Below are 18,611 nucleotides of genomic sequence, written 5' to 3'. Positions count from 1 at the left end.
AACCCCGCTAACTAGCGGGGATCAGACCCTGTCGGACGGTCTTCAGTCCGCAAAAAGTCCGCACGAGCTGTCAGAACATCCGCGACGACAGCTCGTGCGGACTCGTCTTTGTCCTGCCACATGTGCCCGTAGGTGTCGAGCGTGGTCTTCGCCGAGGCGTGACGCAGCCGCTTCTGCACCGTCTTGATGTCGAGGCCTGCCGCGATCAGCAGCGACGCGAAGTAGTGCCGCAGGTCGTGAATGCGGAAGCCCTCGGGTAGACCCTCGATCGTCACGCGCGCCGACCGGAACGCCGTCTCGAGCGTGTACGGTGCGACCGCTCGACCGTAGGCGCCCACGACGAGCGTGTCACTCCCCCACTTGGCCGGCACCTGGTTCAGCATCAGCGATAGCTCGTGCGGTATCGGGATCGGAGTACTTGACGTCTCGGTCTTCAGAGGCTCGGCCGGGTACTGGATAGCTGGCGAGATGACGCCTCGCATGAAGTCGACGTCGACCAGGCGCAGCACGGCGATCTCCGCGACCCGCAGCCCAGCGAACGCGCCCAGCAGCACCACCGGCTTCATCCCGTCCGGCATCGCGTCGTAGAGCGCCCACACCTGGTCCGTCGTCGCGACGTAAGGCCGCTGCTTCGCCATCTCCGGTGACGTGCGACGGCTGACCGGTGAGCGAGGCACCAGGCCGTCGTGAACGGCGTCCGCGAAGATGTGCGCGAGGCGCGAGTGCAGTCCGTATATCGTCGATGTCGCGAGCCCCTGGGCCTTCAGCTTCTCGGTCCATGTACGTACCTGCGACGGCCGAACGGACCCGAGCGGCATCGCACCAAACTCCGCCCGGATGTGTTTCAGGTGCGACCGGGCCTGACGTATCGTCGACTCACGGCCTCCGTAGCCGGCCAACCATGTGTCGCACCACTCGCCGACCGTGACCTTCGAAGCCTTCGGGTCGACCCACGTGCCGGTCCGCATCTTCGCGACCTCGCCATCGAGCCAATCCTGGCCTTCGCGCTTCGTCGCTGTGTGCTTCGAGTGCTCTCTTCCAGACTGGTCTCGGTAACGGGCCCGCCAGACGCCGTCAGCCCTCCTCTTGACGCTCGCCATCGTCTCTCTTGCCTTGGTAGTGCTCCAGTTCCTTCGGAAGTATCACGAGGGAACGGGCGTAGTGCCCGAGCAGGTCGATTAGGTCTGCCACCTCGCGCTCGTCATCGAGGTATATGGAACCGATGTCGTCGAAGTGTTCTCCTCCAAGGGTCTCTTCTCGAAGCTCGCTAATGCGGCCCTTCACCCACGGGAAGTACTCGTCAGCGGAACTGATGGTGCTGCCCGTCTTGTCCATGACAAGCGGCAGCAAGTCCGGATTTTCGCGAAGCAATTCGGCCACGTGACCATACGAGATCATGAACCGCTGGATGGGCTCCGCAAGCTCGCGTCTTGCCTGCTCGGCAAACCGGCGCGCCGACCGCAACTCCTGAGGCGGGGTCTTCTCCCCCTGCGTCATGAAGCTGAGATCGACATCCAGGGCATCGGCAATTATGTCGGCCTCGCTCAACTTGACAGCCCGCTTGCCCTGCTCGATACGCGAGATAGCTGATGCGTCGAGATCAAGTCCCAGCTGTTCAAGGCGGGTGGCAAACGCCCTCTGAGACATGCCTCGCATCTCTCGCAGTTGGGCCAGAGCCCGACCAAATCGGAGGTCGAACGTCGTCGCTGGTGGCTGTTGCATATTTGGCATCGTAGTGAGTTGACAGCATCAGTGTCCAGTCGTACTCTGTTGTTCATCGAGCACCGCGTTGCAATAGCGCAACAGTCAGGAGACAGAAATTGCAGGACACGACACCTTCAATCCGTCTCTGCACTCTCGCAGAGACGGCTGAGCAGCTGCGAAAGACCGAACCCCAGCTTCGGTGGCTGATCCACACTAAGCAGGCCCCGAAGTCCGCCCTCATCGGAGGCCGGCGCATGTTCAGGCAAGCCGATATCGACGCGTGGATCACCGCGCAGTTCGAGCAGGCCTCAGCGTGAACATCCGCACCAAAGAAGAATCCCCGGCAGCTGCGCCAACAGCCCCGGGGAACGAATCAGAACCTGGGAAGGAAGAGATTGTGTCAAAAGTATCACCCACCACCGGCTCCAGCACTATGACCCCCGAGCAGGTCGACTTCGCCGCTCGCTTCGCCAACTACGAAATCGTCCTAAAGGTCTCGACGAAAAGGATCTGCGCTCCCGAACGCAACGACGACGGAACTTGGTTCTTGCCGGGATGCGTGTTGACTATCAACACGCGGATCGAGCAGATCATCGTGACCGCATCCGACGGCTTGGATGCGGTTGGCCTGGAGAGAATCCGAGTCGCTGTTGAGAACTTCTGCGCCGGCCGGGCCTGGTGCGCCGCCTTCGACAAGCTCAAGATTCGCATCGACTCGAGCGATGGAAGCGAAGTCTTTCAGACCGGCTGGCTGGGTTGGACCTCGGACACGAAGTGGCTTGACCGTGATGGTTGGCGGGTCACAGCCTGCACCGACGACCGCTGCGCCGAAACCTGGCACGAGTACGACGACACCACCGAACTCGGAACGCCGATGGTAATCCACCGGTCCGACACCATCAAGCACCTGGCCGGCTACGAACTCGCGATGGTCCGCGAGACGGCCGGACCGTGGAAGGTCGAGGTTGAGGTTGCCAGCAACGAGCTCGACGTGTTCGTGGCCCGTTCGCTCTGCAACGACATCTCGTGGCTCGCGATCGAATGCGAGAAGCTCAACGCGACCGAGGCGGTGGCTGCCTGATGGCCCGGAAGCAGTTATGCACGGTCGTGACGCGCGGCGAGGAATGCCAGCGCGAAATTCCCGACGACATCAAGACCAGCCTATGCGCCCGCCACCTCCTCCTCGCATCCGCCGAGGTCGAGGAAGTCGGCCGCGATTACCTCATCTCCATCGTCCGCCAGGAAGGCCTCTAATGCTCACCTATCCCAAGATCATCGCTTCCATCGTGGATGCCGATGAGCGCTCATCCGACACTACCGCCGGCACCGTTCTCATCGGCGTCCTGTCGATCATCGATCACCACCTCGAGACCATCCAAAAGACCGGCACGCCTGAACCCGACTTGGTCAACGACATCCTCAGTTACGTCGCCGAGATCTACGTCGATGAGGACTTCTTCACCGAGTGGGCCTCTCGGAAGTAATCAACCGGGGCAGGTGACCCATTTGGGTCACCTGCCCCCTGAGAGGAGGTGACCGGGTGACCGATGCACGACTGCCCGGACGGTGGCTCACGGACCCGCGCATGGATGGGCTCTCCGATCGCGCGTGGCGGACCTTCACCGGATCGCTCATGTGGAGCAACGAAGCCGGCACCGACGGCAAGATTCCACCCAGAGCGATGCGGTTCCTCCACCCTGAGGGCGTTGACTCAGCCACGACAGCCGAGCTCATCAAGGCGGGCCTGTGGGCGCCCGACGAGGGGACCGTCTTCGTTCCGAATTGGGAGCTCATGGGACAAGAACTAGCAGAGGTCGTGAACGCGCGTCGGGCGGGGAATCGGACGCGAAAAAGGAACGAGAGAGAGCGACGGAAAACGAAAGTCACGGAGGTCGTCACAGCGGATGTCACGCGTGACGTCACGGGGTCGCAGGAGGACAGGACAGGCAAGGACAGGACAGGCAAGGACAGGCAAGGGATAGCTGAGGCGAAAGTGACCTCGTGGCCGGTTGTAGTGCCTGGGTCGGGAAGGGTTGCGTCGTGACTGCGGGCCGGCGGTCGAGTTGATCAGAGGGAAAGCAGAGGGTTCGTTCATGTGTGAGACAGAGGAGGAATTGAAGTGACGAGATCTGAGTCGAGTGAGATGCCGTGCGTGCGGGGGTGTGTGCTTCGCGGCGCCGAGGAGTCGGACGAGCCGTTGGTGATGGGAGCCCGGCATGGGTTGTTGTGCGATTCGTGCTTCTATCGCCTCTCCCACGCGTTGACGATCGTTCCGGGGCTCGTGGCCAACATCCGCGCTAACGTCATTCCGAGCGCAGGCTCGAGCGATGGGATGCCGAGGGCTGGGCGGTCGGAGCCGCAGCTGCCGATCTCGGTGGCGGCGCTAGATGATGCTGACACGCTGTACGCGAAGCTGGTGTCGTGGACGGAGGTCATCGGGGGCGAGTTGGGAGTGCGACAGCCGAGGCCGGCGGTTTGGGCGAACTTCCTAGAGGTTCAGGGATTCCGTCCGGTGACAGTGGCAGTCGCGCACGATCTAGTTCGCGAGATGGCGGGCTGGTTCTCGACGCACCTTGAGTCGATTGCATACCTGCCCGTCGTGAGGGAGTTCCATGACGACCTTTGCTGGGGTTGGAACGATGCCCCGGGTGTGTTTCCGCTGATGGGTCGCTGGCCGATCGAGCCGCGTGCGGTGATCGCGGCCGTGAACCGTGAGTGCCCCGTGTGTGGGCGCAAGGAGGTCAAAGTCTTGCCACCGGCCGGTGACAGTACAGACATGCAGGTGGTGTGCGGGCACTGCCGCTGGGTTGTCGATCCGAAGGACTATGGGGCGTATGCGGATCTCTTCACCGCAGCTTGATGGTTGGTTCACAATCGCGGAGGCCGCTCGGGAGATCGGGCGGTCCCGCGACACCATCGAGCGGTGGCTTCGGATGGGGCTGCCCGCTCAGCGTGTTCAGGGGCGCCGGTACATCAGGGCAACTGACCTGTTCAGTAGATATAGGGCAGTGCTCTTGGCCGAGCCAGAGGTGCGGACAAGATGGGAGCGGTAGGTCGAGCTCGTGCGACGCGAAAGACGACGAGTTGGGAGGCCGGCGGGCGACAGTCGTTCTCGCGGGTGTGCCGTGGTGCGGTGGTCTCAGTCTTGCGATCGCCGAGGCTTCTCGTCCCGGAGACTGATCCATGTCGTCCCTGCGTCCTGGGCGAGATCTCCCGACGCCTCATCTGACGTGACTACCGCGATCGCGCCGTCTCGCTCAACCCAGATTTGGTTGTCATGGAGCTTGCCGGCTTCTATGACGCCTGAGGCAAAGATTCTTTCCAGATCGTCTGCGCTCGATGCCTGAACGAATATGACGTCACGCGCATCCTTGTCGTCTGAGATCGAGCAACTCGCAGTCGCGACGAAGGACGAAATTTCCATCTTGAAGAGCTTCTGCTCGCCTGCGGCTGGAACGCGAGGCTCGTCGATGCAGGGTAGCTCAGCCTGGAACTCAGCGATGGTCGTGAACGTGCCCTGCTGCTCCCCCGCGGGATCTCCGTAGAGGGTGATCGGGGCGTTTGTCCACGTGTTCGTGAGAGCAATAAGCGCTAGAACAGCACCCATCACAAGCGTGCCCTTCATCGCGAATGAGGTAGCCCTTGAGGCACCTGTGGAAGCGACAAGCGCGTAGGCAGCGGCAAGTGCAGCCAGCACGCTTAGGGCGACACCGAGCCACGAGGTTAGGCCCACCAGGAACGTCACGCCAGCAACCGCTCCGAGACCTGCGGCGATGAGCGCTGGAATGTTCGTCACCTCTTTGACACGCTCTTGCGCGTCGACCCCACCCGCCGCGACAGACCCGGCTCGCACCACGACGGCCGCTGACCGGGTCGTAGCCAGATGGAAGATTGCCCAGCAAGCCAGTGCGATTACACCGACTCCGAGCGCCAGATAGACGAGCACGCAAACGAGCAGGGCCGTGAAGAGGAACTGAATACTTCCGAGCCCGATGGATGTCTCTCTCACGGTGTACCTTTCGAACCCCTGTCGACGCGTTGTCACAGCTTCGTGCGTACGCCGAACCCCCTGTAACTGAGCCTATCGTTTCGATTCCAACCGGCGCTTGCGGGGACCATGTGGCAGATCGCGCCACAGACGTTTGGCACGAATCGGCGCTGCCGGTAGAGCGATGCACCAGTACGTCCCTACGATTGCCGTAGGCGATCTATGGCTGGGTCGCCGACGCCGACCTTTGCCATTCCCGGCAGTGCGTTCCCGCCCATGGAGTTAGCGCTCCCCCAGCTCTGCCTTCACGAAGGGCCCTCGCTAACGCGGAGCTTTTTCCGTTTTACGACCGGTCGCTGTGTACGGGCGTGATGCTCGGGCGATCGGCTTATGCCCGTAGCTCAGAGGCCAGAGCACCCGGCTCCAACCCGGGGTGTCGCAGGTTCGACTCCTGCCGGGTATGCGACGGGACCTGGTACCCGCGCAGCGTCGAACGGCACACGTAGACGCTGCATCAAGCCAGGCGCGCACCGGCCGCGAATGTACCTCGGACGTCGTCGGATAGCTGGCGTCCGAGCCCAACAGCTTCGCGTTCCTCACCGGAACACCACTCGACAAGCGCCCCGCAGGATTGCTGAGAAGATCGCGGTCCACACCGGCCGGCCCAATACGAACCCACCGGTGACGAGAACGCGAACCCCTCCCCATCGGGGCACACAGGTGGGCGAGTCAACGCGGTCCTTGTGACTTCCTTCCGCGAAGGGCCCCATGATCGCCCGCTGGCGTAGGTGCACCTGCTCGCCCACCACCGTCCTGGTCGACCCGTGTAGGAGCCAATGTGACTGCCATCGGTATCGTGCTCGCGCACCTGCTAGGCGACTACGTCTTCCAGAACAACTGGATGGCCAATACCAAGACATCGCGGTGGCTTCCGGCCGTCATCCACGGAAGCGTCTACACGGCGATGTACGCAGTCATCCTGCAACCATCGGTTGTGGCGCTTCTGGTCATCGGCTCCACACACGTAGTCATCGATCGTTTCCGCCTGGTCAAGCAGCTGATATGGGTGCTGAACCAGGTCGCGCCGAAGTCCTTCCGGTACTCGTGGGCCGAGGCAAAAGCCAACGGCGGATACGCCGCCTCTACCCCTGTCTGGCTGTCGACATGGCTGATGATCATCGTCGACAACACCGTGCACCTGGTCATCAACACGGCCTCGATCCTCTGGCTGTAGGCGTCACCATGAGTGCCAAGCTGATCCGCCTGTCGACGCGCCGCACTGGCGAACGTCGATGGGTGCGCGTCTATGTCTACGACGAGCTCAACGAGATGCGCGAAGCGTCCACCCGGTTCAACGGCAACGACAACTCCGATGCCGCAGCAGTCACGCAGGCCTACTACTCAGCGGGTCGCGTCACCCTCGTCATCATCCGACTCTGGCGTGGCGCGCTCAGCGCTGAGGTCGTCGGCCACGAGGTGCACCACGCAGCGACAGCCATCTACGGATCAACGCTGCCGAAGAAGATCCGCACCGACCTGATCCTCACCCACTACAACGAGGTCTACGCGCACCTTCACTCCGACCTCGAGGCCAAGCTCGTCGACCGCCTCTACGACCTCGGATACTACGACCGCAAATGAGCACTGACAGCGACTTCCCACCCGGCGTGATGGATGCGCTCGGTGCGGAGTGGGCGACGTCATCGGATACGACGGCTTCGGAGCCCCGCTCTACGACTGGCAGACCCCCACCCCCTCTCCGGAACCAGCAGGGCCCTCTGGAACAGATACCCCCGGCACCTGAGCGAACCCCCCCCTCACGCTCCCCACCCAAGCCCCACTCCCACCCGCCACACCCCGACCACAACGACGTGACCGAGGACAGACGCGACACGCACGCACCGACAGGCGGAAGCCATGACCTACCGGGTATGCGGCGAACCAGGATGCCCCGAACTGTTCGACAAGACCCAAGGCACCCGCTGCCCCCACCACCGCGCAACACACGAACGACGACGCGGCACACGAACAGAACGCGGATACGACAGCACACACGTCAGACTCCGAGCCCAGTGGGCACCCAAGGTAGCCCGAGGCAACATCCCCTGCGCCAAATGCGGTCACCCCATCACCACCGGCTCCGACTGGCACCTAGGACACAACAACGAACGCACAGCCCACACGGGACCAGAACACGTGCACTGCAACCTCTCAGAAGCCGGGCGCAAAGCCCACAGGTGAGGCAACCTCACCCCTGGGGGGCACCCCCTCGACGCGGTCGGACAGAACCCCGCCGGTGATGGGAAAAAAGCTGTGTACGGGTTTGAGGGTTCTCGGTCCGGGCGCAAACCGGGCGGCGCAAGGCCGCCCCGGGTCATCGAAGCGCAAGGCTTCTGGAGGTCATCTCATGCCTGGTCCCGCAGCGAAAGATCCTGCTACTCGACGTCGCCGTAACGCTGCAGTGGGCAAGACTCTGCTGCCAGCGGAGGGTCGAACTGGTGACGCGCCGGCATGGCCCATCTCGGCTGTCGATGAGCCGGAGACATGGGTCGAGCTCTGGCAGACCCCGCAGTCGGTGGCGTGGGAGCGGATGGGGTGGACGCGCACGGTCGCGCGGTACGCGCTCCTGCTCTCTGAGGTCGAGGTGCCGGATGCGAAGGGCACGATCCTCGCGGAGGTCCGGCAGCTCGAGGACCGGCTGGGGCTGAACCCGAAGGCGATGCGCTCTCTTCTGTGGGAGGTCGTCGGCGATGAGGTCAGCGAGAAGCGCGACGAGCGTCCGGAGCAGCAGACGCGGGCGGGCACGAAGCGTGCGGCCCTGAAGATCGTCGGCTGATGCCGTGGCGTGCCCCCGAGTACGCCGGTGAGTTCCCGTCCTTGGGGTGGCAGGTCGGTGAGTGGATCGAGGAGCACTGCGTCATCCCTGACCGGGAGTTCGCGGGCGACCCGTACCTGCTCACGGATGAGATGTGGACGTTCCTCGTTCACCACTACCGGCTGAAGCCGGACGCGAACCCGCACGCTTGGGAAACAGCGTGGCAGCACACCCGCTCGATGCTGGTGAGGCCGCAGAAGTGGGGCAAGTCCCCGTTCATCGCGGCCATGATCTGCGCTGAGGCTGTCGGGCCCGTCGTGTTCGCCGGCTGGGATGCTGACGGGGAGCCGGTGGGCCGACCGTGGCCGACTGCGATCATTCAGCCGACGGCTTCGTCTGAGGACCAGACCGACAACGTCTACAAGGCGCTGCTTCCGATGATCGACCTCGGCCCGCTGGCTGATGTCATCCCGGACACGGGTCAGACTCGCATCAACCTGCCTGGTGGCGGGTGGATCGAGCCGGTCACGTCGAAGGCCCTGTCTCGACTCGGCGCCCGCGTCACGTTCGTCCCTCAGGACGAGCCAGGGACGTGGCCTGGTGGCTCGCAACTCGAATGGCTGGCGGACACCCAGTACCGCGGCCTCGCTGGCACAGGTGGCCGTGCGGTGCTGATTACGAACGGCTGGAACCTCGCGGAGAACAGCGTCGCTCAGCAACTCGCCGAGTCGGGCGAATCTGACGTCTACGTCGACCACACCCGCGCCCCCGTGAACCTGTCGTACACGAACAAGGCCGACCGGCAGCGCATCCACAAGATCGTCTACGGCGACTCCGCGCTGAAGCTGAACCGCAACGGGGTTCGTGTCTCAGGGTGGGTGAACCTCGAGCGGATCGAGTCGGATGCCGCGAAGCTGATCAAGCGCGACCCGAACCAGGCGGGCCGGTTCTTCGGGAACATCCCATCGATGGGTTCCGGTGCTTGGCTGCAGCCGGGCCAGTGGGAAGCGAAACTGCAGGTCCGCGACCGGCCGAAGGGTGTCCCGGTGTGTGCCGGGTTCGACGGCTCGGACGTCGACGACTGGACAGGCATCCGGCTCGAGACCTTCGACCAGCACCAGTTCACGCCGGTGTACCACAACGGTTCGAGGCGAACGATCTGGAACCCGGCCGTCTGGCCGGCGCACCGGGTGCCGCGCGCCGAGGTCATGGCCGCGTGGGACGAGATCTTCGCGAACTACGACGTGGTGCGCGCCTACCTCGACCCGCCGCTGTGGGGGTCGGAGATCAGCCACCTGCAGGGCAAGTACGGCGACAAGGTCGTCATCGAGTGGCCCACGTACCGGGTGAAGCCGATGCACGCGGCGCTCGAGCGGATCAAGACGGACATCATCAACGAGACGTCGCAGTTCAGTCACGACGACTGCCAGTTCACGGCGATCCACATGCGGAACGCGGTCGAGCGGGCCCGGACCGGCAACACGTACATCCTCGGCAAGGCCTCGGACCAGCAGAAGATCGACCTCTCGATGTCGTCGACTCTGGCGCACGAGGCGGTCCTCGACGCGATCGCCGCCGGCGACCTCGGCAAGCGGAAGACCCCGCAAGTGTCGACGACCTTCTTCGGATTCAACTAGCTCTAGGGGGCAGCATGGCTCGCATCACTGCCGCTCAGGAGCAGGAAGCTCGGGAGCGTCTCGCTGTCGGGCTCTCTGAGATCTCGAAGAAGCAGACCGCGGTCAATCTGCGCGAGGACTACATCCGCGGCGAGCACGCCCTCCCGTTCGCCCCTGAGGGCGTGAACGCGGAGTACATGGACCTGCGGGAGCAGTCGGTCGCTAACTGGATCGGTATCGCCCATGGTGCGCCGATCCAGCGGATGCGCGTCGACTCGTTCCGCACCGCCAAGGGCGACGAGGCTGACGAGGCCATCTGGAACGGCGTGTGGCAGGCGAACAAGATGGACAGCCGGCAGGCGCTCATCTACTCGTCGATGATGCTCCACGGGCGCGGGGTCGCGTCGGTGTGGCCGAACAAGGCGGACAAGAAGCGCCCGATCGTGCGCCCCGAGGACTTCGGCAGCATCCATGTGGAGATGGACCCCGACGACCCGTTCACGCCCCTGTGGGTGGTGAAAACGTTCGAGCTCACCTCGCCGCTCACGCTGCCGAGCGGTTTCGTTCTGCCGGGCAACACGACGACCACCCGATCCGTCGCGATCGTCTACGACGCGAAGACCATCACGCGGTTCGAGAAGGGCGGAGTGGGGGAATACGGCAACTGGGAGATCGTCTTCTTCGGACGCCACCCGATGCGCCGGCCCCCGTTCGCCCTGTACGACTACAAGCCGGACTCGAAGGGTCGCCCGTGGTCGGCGATCGACTCGCTGATCCCCGCGCAGAACGCGATCAACACGATCCGTTTCAACATGCTCCTCGCGATGCAGTTCTCCGCGTACCGGCAGCGCATCGTCACCGGGTTCGACCCGCGCGCCACCGACAAGGACGGAAACTTCCTCTACAAGCGCGACCCGAACACCGGCGAGCCTGTGGTCGACGCGAACGGCAACGCGGTCCCGATTCTCAACAACCCGGGCCGTGTGGGCGTCGACCGCCTGCTCGCATTCCCGGGAGGCGAGACGAAGGTCTTCGACCTGCCCGAGTCGAACCTCGCGAACTACGTGACGATGCACAAGGAGTTCGTCGTCAACTTCTTCGCGATCGCTCAGATCCCGCCGCAGTACCTCCTGTCGCAGATGTCCAACATCTCCGGGGATGCCCTCGCCGGCGCCGAGTCGACCCTGGCCTCGCTGGTGCAGGAGCTCGAGCTCGCAGCGGGTGAAGGCAACGAGGACCTCGCGGAACTCGGCTGGTACGCAATGGGCAACAGCGACGACTTCTCGACCACTTCGGAAACGGTGTGGGCCGACGCGGAGGCGCGTTCGTTCGCGCAGATCGTCGACGCGGTCGTCAAGCTCGTGTCGATCGACTTCCCGAAGCAGGCCGCGTTCGAGATGATCCCGGGCGCGACGAAGCAGAAGGTCGACCGGTGGATGGAGATGGCCGAGGAGGAGTCGTACTCCAACCGGCTTCTCGCAGCCTCACGGTCCTTCCAGCAGCCCCTCGAACTGACCCAGGTGGACACCGATGGCGCTCCCGCAGACGGCGGTTGACCACTACCAGGATCAGCAGCTCATCTCCGTCGCTACCGCTTCGGAGGCCGGCCGGATCTGGCGGCGGGGGATGGGCGACAACTTCGACCTGTCCTACATGGATATCGCCGCTGACCTGTTCGCGACGGTCCTCGGCGGGCAGCGTCAAGCTGCAGAGTCCGGGCTGGCGTACGTCCCCCTCGTGCTCGCCGAGACGGGGCAGGACGCGCCCGCGCAGGTCAGGGTCAACCCGGCCCGCTTCGAAGGGACCACGGATGACGGGCGGCCGCTCGAGAACTTGCTCCAAGGAGCGGTGTACAAGAGCAAAACCGTCGTCGGCTCCGGAGCAACCTCCCGAGCTGCGCTAGCGGCCGGTGGCCAGTGGCTCCAAGAAGCCGTCCTGGACGCGGTGCGGTCGGCGAACCGGCAGGCTGTCGCAGCTGACATCACGGCTCGCCCGAAGGTTCAGGGCTGGGTGCGGATGCTGAACCCGCCGTCCTGCAAGTTCTGCATCATGCTCGCAGGCAAATGGTTCCGCTGGAACCAGGGCTTCCAAGCGCACCGGGACTGCGACTGCCGCCACATCCCCTCCTCGGAGTCGATGGCAGGCGACTTCACCACGGACCCGTACGCCATGTTCCACGGGATGCCGGAGGCTGAGCAGAACCGACTCTTCGGCAAGAACGACGCGCAGGCGATCCGTGACGGCGCCGACATGTACCGGGTCGTGAACGTCCGCTCCCGCGGACTCTCTGACGCCGCACTGAAACGCACCCCGGGCCGGAACCGCGGGTGGCAGTCCCGGAAGTGGGACTCGCCTGCAGACATGACCATCGACGACATCTACCTGTCCGCTCGGACGCGCGATGAGGCGATCGAGCTGATGGGCAAGAACGGGTTCATCACCGGCGAGCAAGTCGCCGGCGGCAACCTGCGCGGGAACGTCCCATCCGAGTTCGGCGACCTCGCAGCAGGCGCCCTCGGGCGCGGCGGCACCCGCAAGGGCTCCACGATCGCGTACCGGGAGGCGATCCGCACCGGTGTGCGGAACCCGCTCGAGCCCGCGACACAGACCGCGGCCGAACGGAAACTGCACACGGCGTACCTCCGCATGGAGGCCGTCAAGCGCGGCTCGAACCCGTTCGCGGCGAACAGCCTCCGCAACCCGCTGACCCCGGAGCTCAAAGCCCTGGTCGAAAGCGACTACCGCCGACAGATCGAGAAGCTCGCCTCAGGACCGGAGCAAGTCCGTGTTCTCGCGAAGCTCCTCGGCATCCTCTGACCCCGCCACCCGGCGGCACATCACCGGCCCCGCAAGGGGGCCACCTCACCATCTCGCAAGGAGATACCGCATGTCCATCTGCACCGTCCCCACCCCCGCCTACGCAGGCATCCTCTCCCCGGTCCCGAACCGGCCCAGGCTCCGCTTCCTCGATGCAGGAGGTGACGGCAGCGGCGCCGGCGGTGACGCGGGCGACAGCGCGGGCGGCGATGGCGACTCCGGAGACGGAGACAGCGGCGACGGCGACGAGAAGCTCGGCGCCCCCGGCGTCCAGGCGCTCGAGCGCACGAAGGCCCGGCTGAAGGCCGCCAGCGCTGACCTCAAGGCCTACTCCGAGCTCGGCCTCACCCCCGACGAGATCAAGGCGATCGTCGACGAGAAGAACGCCGGCAAGGCCCCCGACGAGGCCTCGATCGAGAAGCGGCTCCGCAAGGAGATCGAGGCTGACGCCCGCGAGAAGACCGCGGCGAAGTTCCGCGCCGGTGCGGTGCGTGAGCAGGCCGCGACGCTCGGCTTCCACGACCCGAAGGACGCGCTCGCGTTCCTCGACTCCGACGCCCTCGCCGATGTGGACGTCGACGACAACGACGAGGTCGACACGGCCGCGGTGAAGAAGCTCCTCGAAGCTCTCGCGCAGAAGAAGCCGCACCTGGTGAAGAACCCCGACGACGACACCCCCGACTGGCGATCCGCCGGCATCGGGGCCCGAGGCTCCGGCAACAAGCCGGAAAACGTCCTGCCCGGCACTCCGCGAATGGCGGCGGCCTACGCGGACAGCTCCAAGAAATAGATCGCTCCCTGCCCCGCGGAGGAGCCCAACCTGAAAGGAGGCAGCCGCCATGGCTGTCACTCTCCCTCAGTCCGCGCTCCTGTCGCAGAATTCTCTGCAGCGCGGCGTCATCGAGACGTTCGTGCAGGTGTCGCCTGTTCTCGACCGTCTCCCGCTCATGCCCATCGAGGGCAACGCGTACGCGTACAACGAGGAGGCCACCCTCCCCGGCGTCGCGTTCCGTGCCGTCAACGAGGCCTACACCGAGTCGACCGGTACCGTGAACCAGAAGACGGAGTCCCTGGTCATCCTCGGTGGCGACGCCGACGTGGACCGGTTCATCGTCCAGACCCGCGGCAACCTCAACGACCAGCGCGCGGTCCAGACCGCGCTGAAGGTCAAGGCGGCGTCCTACAAGTTCCAGGACACCTTCTTCAACGGCGACGTCACCGTCGACACCAAGGCCTTCGATGGCCTGAAGAAGCGCCTAACCGGCGCGCAGGTCATCTCCGCTGCGACCAACGGCATCCCCGTCGTCGGCAACGGCGGCACCGACTCGTACGCGTTCTTCGACGCGCTCGACAACCTCCTCGCCGCCGTCCCCGGCATCAGCGCGGAGAACGGCGCCATCTACGCCAACGCGGCGCTGCAGGCCAAGATCCGGTCCGCCGGCCGCCGCATCGGCGGAACCGACACCGTCCGCGAGGACGCCACCGGCAAGCGCGTCCTGCAGTGGAACGGCATCCCCGTCCTCGACCCCGGAGCGAACCTCTCCGGGACCGCGATCCTCCCGCAGACCGAGACGCAGGGCTCCTCGTCCGTCGCGTCCTCGATCTACGCGGTGAAGTTCGGTCAGGACGAGACCGACCGCGGCGTCACCGGCCTCACGAACGGCGGGGTCATGGTCGATGACCTCGGCCTCCTGCAGTCGCAGCCCGTCTACCGCACCCGCATCGAGTTCTACTGCGGGCTCGGCGTGTTCGGCGGCCAGGCCGCAGCCCGCCTCACCGGCATCCTCAACGGCTGACCAGAAGGGAAACGATCATGGCAGCACGCACCACGGCGGACAAGCCCGCCGAAACCACCGAGGCGGAGACGCCGACCGAGACGCGGCTCGACGACAACGTCACCGAGCCGTCGACCGTGGCCCCGGGCGATGCCCCGGCGGACACCACCGACCCGACCGAGATCGCCTCCACGGTGATCCCGCAGCCCTCCCAGGAGGCGCTGAAGCAGGGCACCGTCAACGGGGTCCTTCCCGTCAAGCAGGCCGAGAAGCCGAAGCGCGACACCAAGAAGGACCGCTTCGAGGAGTACGACGCGACGAAGCCGGACGGCACCGTCGTCCGTATCCGCCGCAACATCGAGACCGGCGAGTCGTCGGTCGTCACCAAGTAGCAGGAGAGGGGGCGCGTCATGACGAACCCAGCAAGCGTCGAAGACGTCAAGAAGGGCATGGAGCGCCCCCTCACCGCCGATGAACTCACCGCGGCCGCCACATGGCTGGACCGCTCCTGGAACATCGTCCGCGCGGAAATCCCCGGCGTCGAAGCCCGTATGGAACTTGACGACAGCCTCCCGGGTCACCTCGACGAGGCCGACGTCGTCGACGTGCTCGCGTCGATGGTCGAGCGGAAACTGCGGAACCCGGACGGGCGACGCCAGTGGGGCGATGACACCTACAACGAGACCATCGACACCACGATCTCGTCGGGGCAGCTGTACCTCACCGACGATGAGAAGCGTCGCCTCGGCCCGCGCGCGCAGGTCGTCGAGGGCGGGATCTACTCCCTCCAGATGGAACGCTGATGGTCACCGCGAGTCAAGCCGCTCAGGCCCGCCGGAAGGCCGAGTCGCAGATGACCGACACGTGCAAGGTGCTGCGCGGCGGCACCAAGCAGTGGAACGACGACACGCTCCAGAACGACGTGGCCGGCGGGCAGACGATCTACGAGGGCCCGTTCAAGTCCAAGGGCGTCAACGCGATCCAGAGAGACTTCGACTCGGCCTCGCAGCTGATCATCTCCCAGGACTCCACCGCGAGCTTCCCCGTGTCCGCGGCGTCCGCTGCGATCCGACCCGGGGACGTCCTCGAGTGGGTCACGTCCCTGCACGATCCGTCGCTGGTCGGTCGGAAGGTTCGCGTCGCCGGACTCGCAGGGGCGCAATCGTTCGCCGCGTCGCGCCGTTACCGGGTCGAGGAGTACTCCTAGGAGGTCGCCGTGCCGGATGACATCGGGGCCGACGCCAGCAGCATCTTCGCGTACGCGGCGGACCTCACCGGCCTGGCAGACCTCGTGCCCAAAGAGGTTCAGAAGTCGGTTCAGCAGACAGGCCTCGAGGGCAAGAAGTTCTGGACCGCGGACGCCCGCAAGGCGGCAGGACGCCGCACGCGCGGTTACGCCGGATCGATCGACTTCGACCTCACAGGCGTCGGCACGGTCGGCGGCGAAGGAACGTACAGCGGAGAGATCGGCCCGAACCTCGACCGCGGAGGCAAGACCGGTTCCGGCGGGCTGCAGCCCTCCCTCGGAATTCTCGAAGGCCCAGTGCCAGGCGGCGGCCGAGACTCCATCACTCGTACCGCGAAGTTCGTCGAGACCGAGCTCGAGAAGCGGGTCGGGATAGCGATCGAACAGTCCGAGAGGGCGAGGAACGTATGAGCGACGCCGACCACTACGAAGCCGTCGAGGCGTTGCTGCGGGCCGACAGCCGACTGACCGTAGTCGACACGGTCCTCGACGACGGTGGCGCTGTCCGGGAGGGCACTTACGTCGTTCTCGCGATGGCGCTCCGCGAGCTCACATCCAACCGGTACACCGCGCGTCAGCGCGTCGACTCGGACGCCACCTACGACATCGCGTTGCGCATCGTCGCGACCACCGCCAACGGGGTGCGCCGCACCTCGGATGTCGTGCGCCCGCTCCTCCTCGGTCAGAAACCGACTGTCCAAGGTCGCGACTGCGCACCCATCGTCTTCGACGGCGCAGACGAGCCGACCCGAGCCAAAGACGTCGCCCCGATCCTCTTCTTCGCTGACGAGGACTACATCCTCACCTCACGAAAGGCCACATCATGACGACCGAGTACAAGCGTGTCCTCGACCGGTACACCCGCAACGAGTACGACATCCCCCTGATCGTGTTCGAGCAGAACCCCGACGACTACACCGCCCTCGAGGAGGGAACGTCGTTCTACCAGCGGCCCCCCGTGATCGCCGCCGAGACCATCGAGCCGCCCAAGTCCGGCGCCGGCTCCGGCGAATCCGAGTGGCGCACCTACGCCGAGCAGCTCGGGCTCGACACGTCGGCTGCGGAGTCCCGCGCCGACCTGATCGCCCTCGTCGAGGAGCATCACGCCCCCAAGAACTCCAGCGTCACCGATGGCGCTGGCACTCCCGAGCCGGTACAGGCGACGGAATCCCATGAAGGTCCGGTGGCACCGCCTGTAGAGGAGAAGAAAGCATGACGACTGAAACCACCCCCGGTTCCGTCCAGACCACCGACAACCTGCGGATCGCGTTCGTGCCGGACGGCAACAACGCGCTGTCCGTCGCGGTCCTGACCGCGAACACCACGAAGCTGATCACGTACTCGCTGACCCCCGACGGGTGGTCGTTCCCGATCGCGGAGACCGAGGTCAACGACCCGCGCCTCACCCAGGGCGTGCAGGGTTCAAAGCCGGGCTCGTCCAAGTACGGGCCCATCGCCCTGAAGTACGTATTCGGGACCGTCGCGGACGTTGCGAAGGCGGCTCTGCAGCTCGGCGTCTCCGGCACGATCGTGTACCGCGACATCCTCCCGAACGCCACCGAGTGGGCGGTCGGCCAGAAGGTCGACACCGTCAAGGTCACCTGTGGCCGGCAGCGCAAGGACGCGCCGGCAACCGACGGCCTCTACACGACCTCGCAGTCGCTGTACGTGCAGCCGGGCGGGTACCTCGAGGCGCAGACCCTCGTCGCCTGACCCATCAACTCCCGCCGGGCGTAACACGCCACCGGAGCGCCCGGCGGGGCTCCAAACCGTACCGGTGGCAGAAATCTGGTGGCAACCATGATCAACGAAGACGACTTCGACGCAATCCTCGACGAGGCAGGCGGAGAAGATTCCGAGCACGTCGACTTCGACGTGATGCTCGGGAAGACCCTCATCACGTTCCGGCTGCTCCAAATGCCCGGCGACGAGTACAACGACCTCACCGCCACGAACCCTCCCCGCATGGGATCGAGGGTCGACAGCGGCACGGGCTTCAACGCGCACGCTGCCTCCAAGAAGATCGCAGCGAACTACATCCGACGCGTGCTCCGCGACGGGACCGTTCGTGAACTCAGCGAGGAGCAGTGGCAGCGGGCCCTAGCGAAGTTCAAGGGTCGCGACCTCGAAATGCTCGCGACCGTCTTCTGGGGCGTCAACTACTACACCCCGAATGAGCGGGTGAAGGCAGCAAAAAAAGCGTTGCTGTCGGAGGACTCCTCCGGGAAGAACTCCGACTCGCCCGCGAGCTCGGAACTTCCCACAGCCGACTGACCGGCCGGCCTCGGCGCGAGGCCACCACGTACATGTACGACGACGCCGGCCTGCTCGTGAAGTCGGTGACTGTGCACGACCCCGACTTCACCCGCCAGGACATCGACCTCGCGCTCGCGTCCCGCCGAGACGAGCTCCGGAACCGCCACGGTTTCCCGCTCGAGGAAGCCATGTCGAACGAGGCGAACCCAGCCAACGCCGCCGGTGAGTTCTACTTCGTCGGCGCCGGGCTTGAAACGGACTGGGTAGAGAAAGCCGAACTCGACGCCTTGGACCGTTTCAAGGCCGAGAACCCCGACGAGAACCTCAACGGCAAGCACATGACCGTGGTGAAGCGCTACCGCAGCAAACCGCCGGCGTAGACGCCGCGTCCGAC

At 65.2% G+C, this 18,611-nt stretch carries 27 protein-coding genes and 1 tRNA gene; 25 read left to right on the top strand and 3 right to left on the bottom strand.

The window, feature by feature from the left end:
- Positions 1–11: 11 nt before the first annotated feature.
- Both HSO01S_RS00740 and HSO01S_RS00735 read right to left on the bottom strand, forming a co-directional pair.
- Positions 12–1,100 carry a tyrosine-type recombinase/integrase gene (locus tag HSO01S_RS00740; protein ID WP_066038676.1) on the bottom strand — a complete coding sequence of 363 codons (1,089 nt, stop codon included), beginning with the start codon at positions 1,098–1,100 and terminating at the stop codon, positions 12–14.
- The gene (locus HSO01S_RS00735; RefSeq protein ID WP_066038675.1) at positions 1,075–1,722 is read right to left on the bottom strand and encodes a helix-turn-helix domain-containing protein; all 648 of its coding nucleotides are present in this window, start codon (positions 1,720–1,722) and stop codon (positions 1,075–1,077) included. The genes HSO01S_RS00740 and HSO01S_RS00735 overlap by 26 nt, the downstream gene beginning before the upstream one ends.
- A 98-nt stretch (positions 1,723–1,820) precedes the next feature.
- On the opposite strand from HSO01S_RS00735, the gene HSO01S_RS00730 reads away from it, so the two are divergent.
- The 7 genes from HSO01S_RS00730 to HSO01S_RS19695 all read left to right on the top strand — a co-directional run bounded on the left by HSO01S_RS00730 (position 1,821) and on the right by HSO01S_RS19695 (position 4,757).
- On the top strand, positions 1,821–2,021 hold the full coding sequence (locus HSO01S_RS00730; protein ID WP_245635837.1) for a helix-turn-helix transcriptional regulator: 201 nt from the start codon (positions 1,821–1,823) through the stop codon (positions 2,019–2,021).
- The gene (locus HSO01S_RS00725; protein ID WP_157078835.1) at positions 2,018–2,785 is read left to right on the top strand and encodes a hypothetical protein; all 768 of its coding nucleotides are present in this window, start codon (positions 2,018–2,020) and stop codon (positions 2,783–2,785) included. Before HSO01S_RS00730 ends, HSO01S_RS00725 begins: the two co-directional genes overlap by 4 nt.
- Positions 2,785–2,958, top strand: a complete 174-nt coding sequence (locus HSO01S_RS18545) for a hypothetical protein (protein WP_157078834.1) — start codon at positions 2,785–2,787, stop codon at positions 2,956–2,958. Before HSO01S_RS00725 ends, HSO01S_RS18545 begins: the two co-directional genes overlap by 1 nt.
- Positions 2,958–3,188, top strand: a complete 231-nt coding sequence (locus HSO01S_RS00720; protein WP_066038673.1) for a hypothetical protein — start codon at positions 2,958–2,960, stop codon at positions 3,186–3,188. The genes HSO01S_RS18545 and HSO01S_RS00720 overlap by 1 nt, the downstream gene beginning before the upstream one ends.
- A gap of 56 nt (positions 3,189–3,244) precedes the next feature.
- A complete protein-coding gene (locus HSO01S_RS18540) occupies positions 3,245–3,748 on the top strand; it encodes a hypothetical protein (RefSeq protein ID WP_157078833.1) in 504 nt (167 codons plus the stop codon).
- Positions 3,749–3,823: 75 nt separating this feature from the next.
- The gene (locus tag HSO01S_RS00715; RefSeq protein WP_157078832.1) at positions 3,824–4,564 is read left to right on the top strand and encodes a hypothetical protein; all 741 of its coding nucleotides are present in this window, start codon (positions 3,824–3,826) and stop codon (positions 4,562–4,564) included.
- Positions 4,530–4,757 (top strand): helix-turn-helix domain-containing protein, encoded by a 228-nt coding sequence (locus tag HSO01S_RS19695; RefSeq protein ID WP_373280196.1) that lies wholly within the window; start codon positions 4,530–4,532, stop codon positions 4,755–4,757. The genes HSO01S_RS00715 and HSO01S_RS19695 overlap by 35 nt, the downstream gene beginning before the upstream one ends.
- Before the next feature lie 86 nt (positions 4,758–4,843).
- Here HSO01S_RS19695 and HSO01S_RS00710 read toward each other — a convergent pair whose 3' ends face one another.
- Entirely contained in the window at positions 4,844–5,713 is an 870-nt protein-coding gene (locus HSO01S_RS00710; protein ID WP_157078831.1) for a hypothetical protein, read from the bottom strand.
- Positions 5,714–6,082: 369 nt separating this feature from the next.
- On the opposite strand from HSO01S_RS00710, the gene HSO01S_RS00705 reads away from it, so the two are divergent.
- The 18 genes from HSO01S_RS00705 (at position 6,083) to HSO01S_RS00620 (ending at position 18,597) form a co-directional block, all read left to right on the top strand.
- Positions 6,083–6,155 (top strand) — tRNA-Trp (locus HSO01S_RS00705).
- 375 nt (positions 6,156–6,530) lie between these two features.
- Complete coding sequence (locus HSO01S_RS00700; RefSeq protein ID WP_066038670.1) at positions 6,531–6,926, top strand: DUF3307 domain-containing protein; 396 nt, start codon at positions 6,531–6,533, stop codon at positions 6,924–6,926.
- A gap of 8 nt (positions 6,927–6,934) precedes the next feature.
- Complete coding sequence (locus HSO01S_RS00695; RefSeq protein ID WP_066038669.1) at positions 6,935–7,333, top strand: hypothetical protein; 399 nt, start codon at positions 6,935–6,937, stop codon at positions 7,331–7,333.
- Between the two features lie 820 nt (positions 7,334–8,153).
- Positions 8,154–8,528 (top strand): hypothetical protein, encoded by a 375-nt coding sequence (locus HSO01S_RS00690; RefSeq protein WP_157078830.1) that lies wholly within the window; start codon positions 8,154–8,156, stop codon positions 8,526–8,528.
- Positions 8,528–10,144 carry a hypothetical protein gene (locus HSO01S_RS00685; protein ID WP_066038667.1) on the top strand — a complete coding sequence of 539 codons (1,617 nt, stop codon included), beginning with the start codon at positions 8,528–8,530 and terminating at the stop codon, positions 10,142–10,144. Before HSO01S_RS00690 ends, HSO01S_RS00685 begins: the two co-directional genes overlap by 1 nt.
- A 14-nt stretch (positions 10,145–10,158) precedes the next feature.
- Entirely contained in the window at positions 10,159–11,679 is a 1,521-nt protein-coding gene (locus HSO01S_RS00680) for a phage portal protein (RefSeq protein WP_066038666.1), read from the top strand.
- Positions 11,654–12,940, top strand: a complete 1,287-nt coding sequence (locus HSO01S_RS00675) for a VG15 protein (protein ID WP_066038665.1) — start codon at positions 11,654–11,656, stop codon at positions 12,938–12,940. The genes HSO01S_RS00680 and HSO01S_RS00675 overlap by 26 nt, the downstream gene beginning before the upstream one ends.
- Positions 12,941–13,010: 70 nt before the next feature.
- Positions 13,011–13,730, top strand: coding sequence for a hypothetical protein (locus HSO01S_RS00670; RefSeq protein ID WP_066038664.1), 720 nt, complete (start codon positions 13,011–13,013; stop codon positions 13,728–13,730).
- 49 nt (positions 13,731–13,779) lie between these two features.
- Entirely contained in the window at positions 13,780–14,736 is a 957-nt protein-coding gene (locus tag HSO01S_RS00665; RefSeq protein WP_066038663.1) for a major capsid protein, read from the top strand.
- A 17-nt stretch (positions 14,737–14,753) separates the two neighbouring features.
- Positions 14,754–15,107, top strand: coding sequence for a hypothetical protein (locus HSO01S_RS00660; RefSeq protein ID WP_066038662.1), 354 nt, complete (start codon positions 14,754–14,756; stop codon positions 15,105–15,107).
- A gap of 18 nt (positions 15,108–15,125) precedes the next feature.
- Positions 15,126–15,518 carry a Gp19/Gp15/Gp42 family protein gene (locus HSO01S_RS00655; RefSeq protein ID WP_066038661.1) on the top strand — a complete coding sequence of 131 codons (393 nt, stop codon included), beginning with the start codon at positions 15,126–15,128 and terminating at the stop codon, positions 15,516–15,518.
- Positions 15,518–15,922, top strand: coding sequence for a DUF6093 family protein (locus tag HSO01S_RS00650; protein WP_066038660.1), 405 nt, complete (start codon positions 15,518–15,520; stop codon positions 15,920–15,922). The genes HSO01S_RS00655 and HSO01S_RS00650 overlap by 1 nt, the downstream gene beginning before the upstream one ends.
- Positions 15,923–15,931: 9 nt before the next feature.
- Positions 15,932–16,372 (top strand): hypothetical protein, encoded by a 441-nt coding sequence (locus tag HSO01S_RS00645; protein ID WP_066038659.1) that lies wholly within the window; start codon positions 15,932–15,934, stop codon positions 16,370–16,372.
- Complete coding sequence (locus HSO01S_RS00640; RefSeq protein WP_066038658.1) at positions 16,369–16,788, top strand: PDZ domain-containing protein; 420 nt, start codon at positions 16,369–16,371, stop codon at positions 16,786–16,788. Before HSO01S_RS00645 ends, HSO01S_RS00640 begins: the two co-directional genes overlap by 4 nt.
- The gene (locus HSO01S_RS00635) at positions 16,785–17,177 is read left to right on the top strand and encodes a hypothetical protein (protein WP_066038657.1); all 393 of its coding nucleotides are present in this window, start codon (positions 16,785–16,787) and stop codon (positions 17,175–17,177) included. Before HSO01S_RS00640 ends, HSO01S_RS00635 begins: the two co-directional genes overlap by 4 nt.
- A complete protein-coding gene (locus tag HSO01S_RS00630) occupies positions 17,174–17,674 on the top strand; it encodes a phage tail tube protein (protein WP_066038656.1) in 501 nt (166 codons plus the stop codon). The genes HSO01S_RS00635 and HSO01S_RS00630 overlap by 4 nt, the downstream gene beginning before the upstream one ends.
- An 87-nt stretch (positions 17,675–17,761) precedes the next feature.
- On the top strand, positions 17,762–18,235 hold the full coding sequence (locus tag HSO01S_RS00625; protein WP_066038655.1) for a hypothetical protein: 474 nt from the start codon (positions 17,762–17,764) through the stop codon (positions 18,233–18,235).
- 32 nt (positions 18,236–18,267) lie between these two features.
- Positions 18,268–18,597 carry a hypothetical protein gene (locus HSO01S_RS00620; RefSeq protein WP_066038654.1) on the top strand — a complete coding sequence of 110 codons (330 nt, stop codon included), beginning with the start codon at positions 18,268–18,270 and terminating at the stop codon, positions 18,595–18,597.
- Positions 18,598–18,611 lie beyond the last annotated feature (14 nt).

This window comes from Herbiconiux solani NBRC 106740 (assembly GCF_001571005.1).
GTDB classification, from domain to species: Bacteria; Actinomycetota; Actinomycetes; order Actinomycetales; family Microbacteriaceae; genus Herbiconiux; species Herbiconiux solani.
The sequence above is the reverse complement of the archived record's forward strand: the minus strand, read 5'-3'. Positions and strand labels throughout refer to the sequence as shown.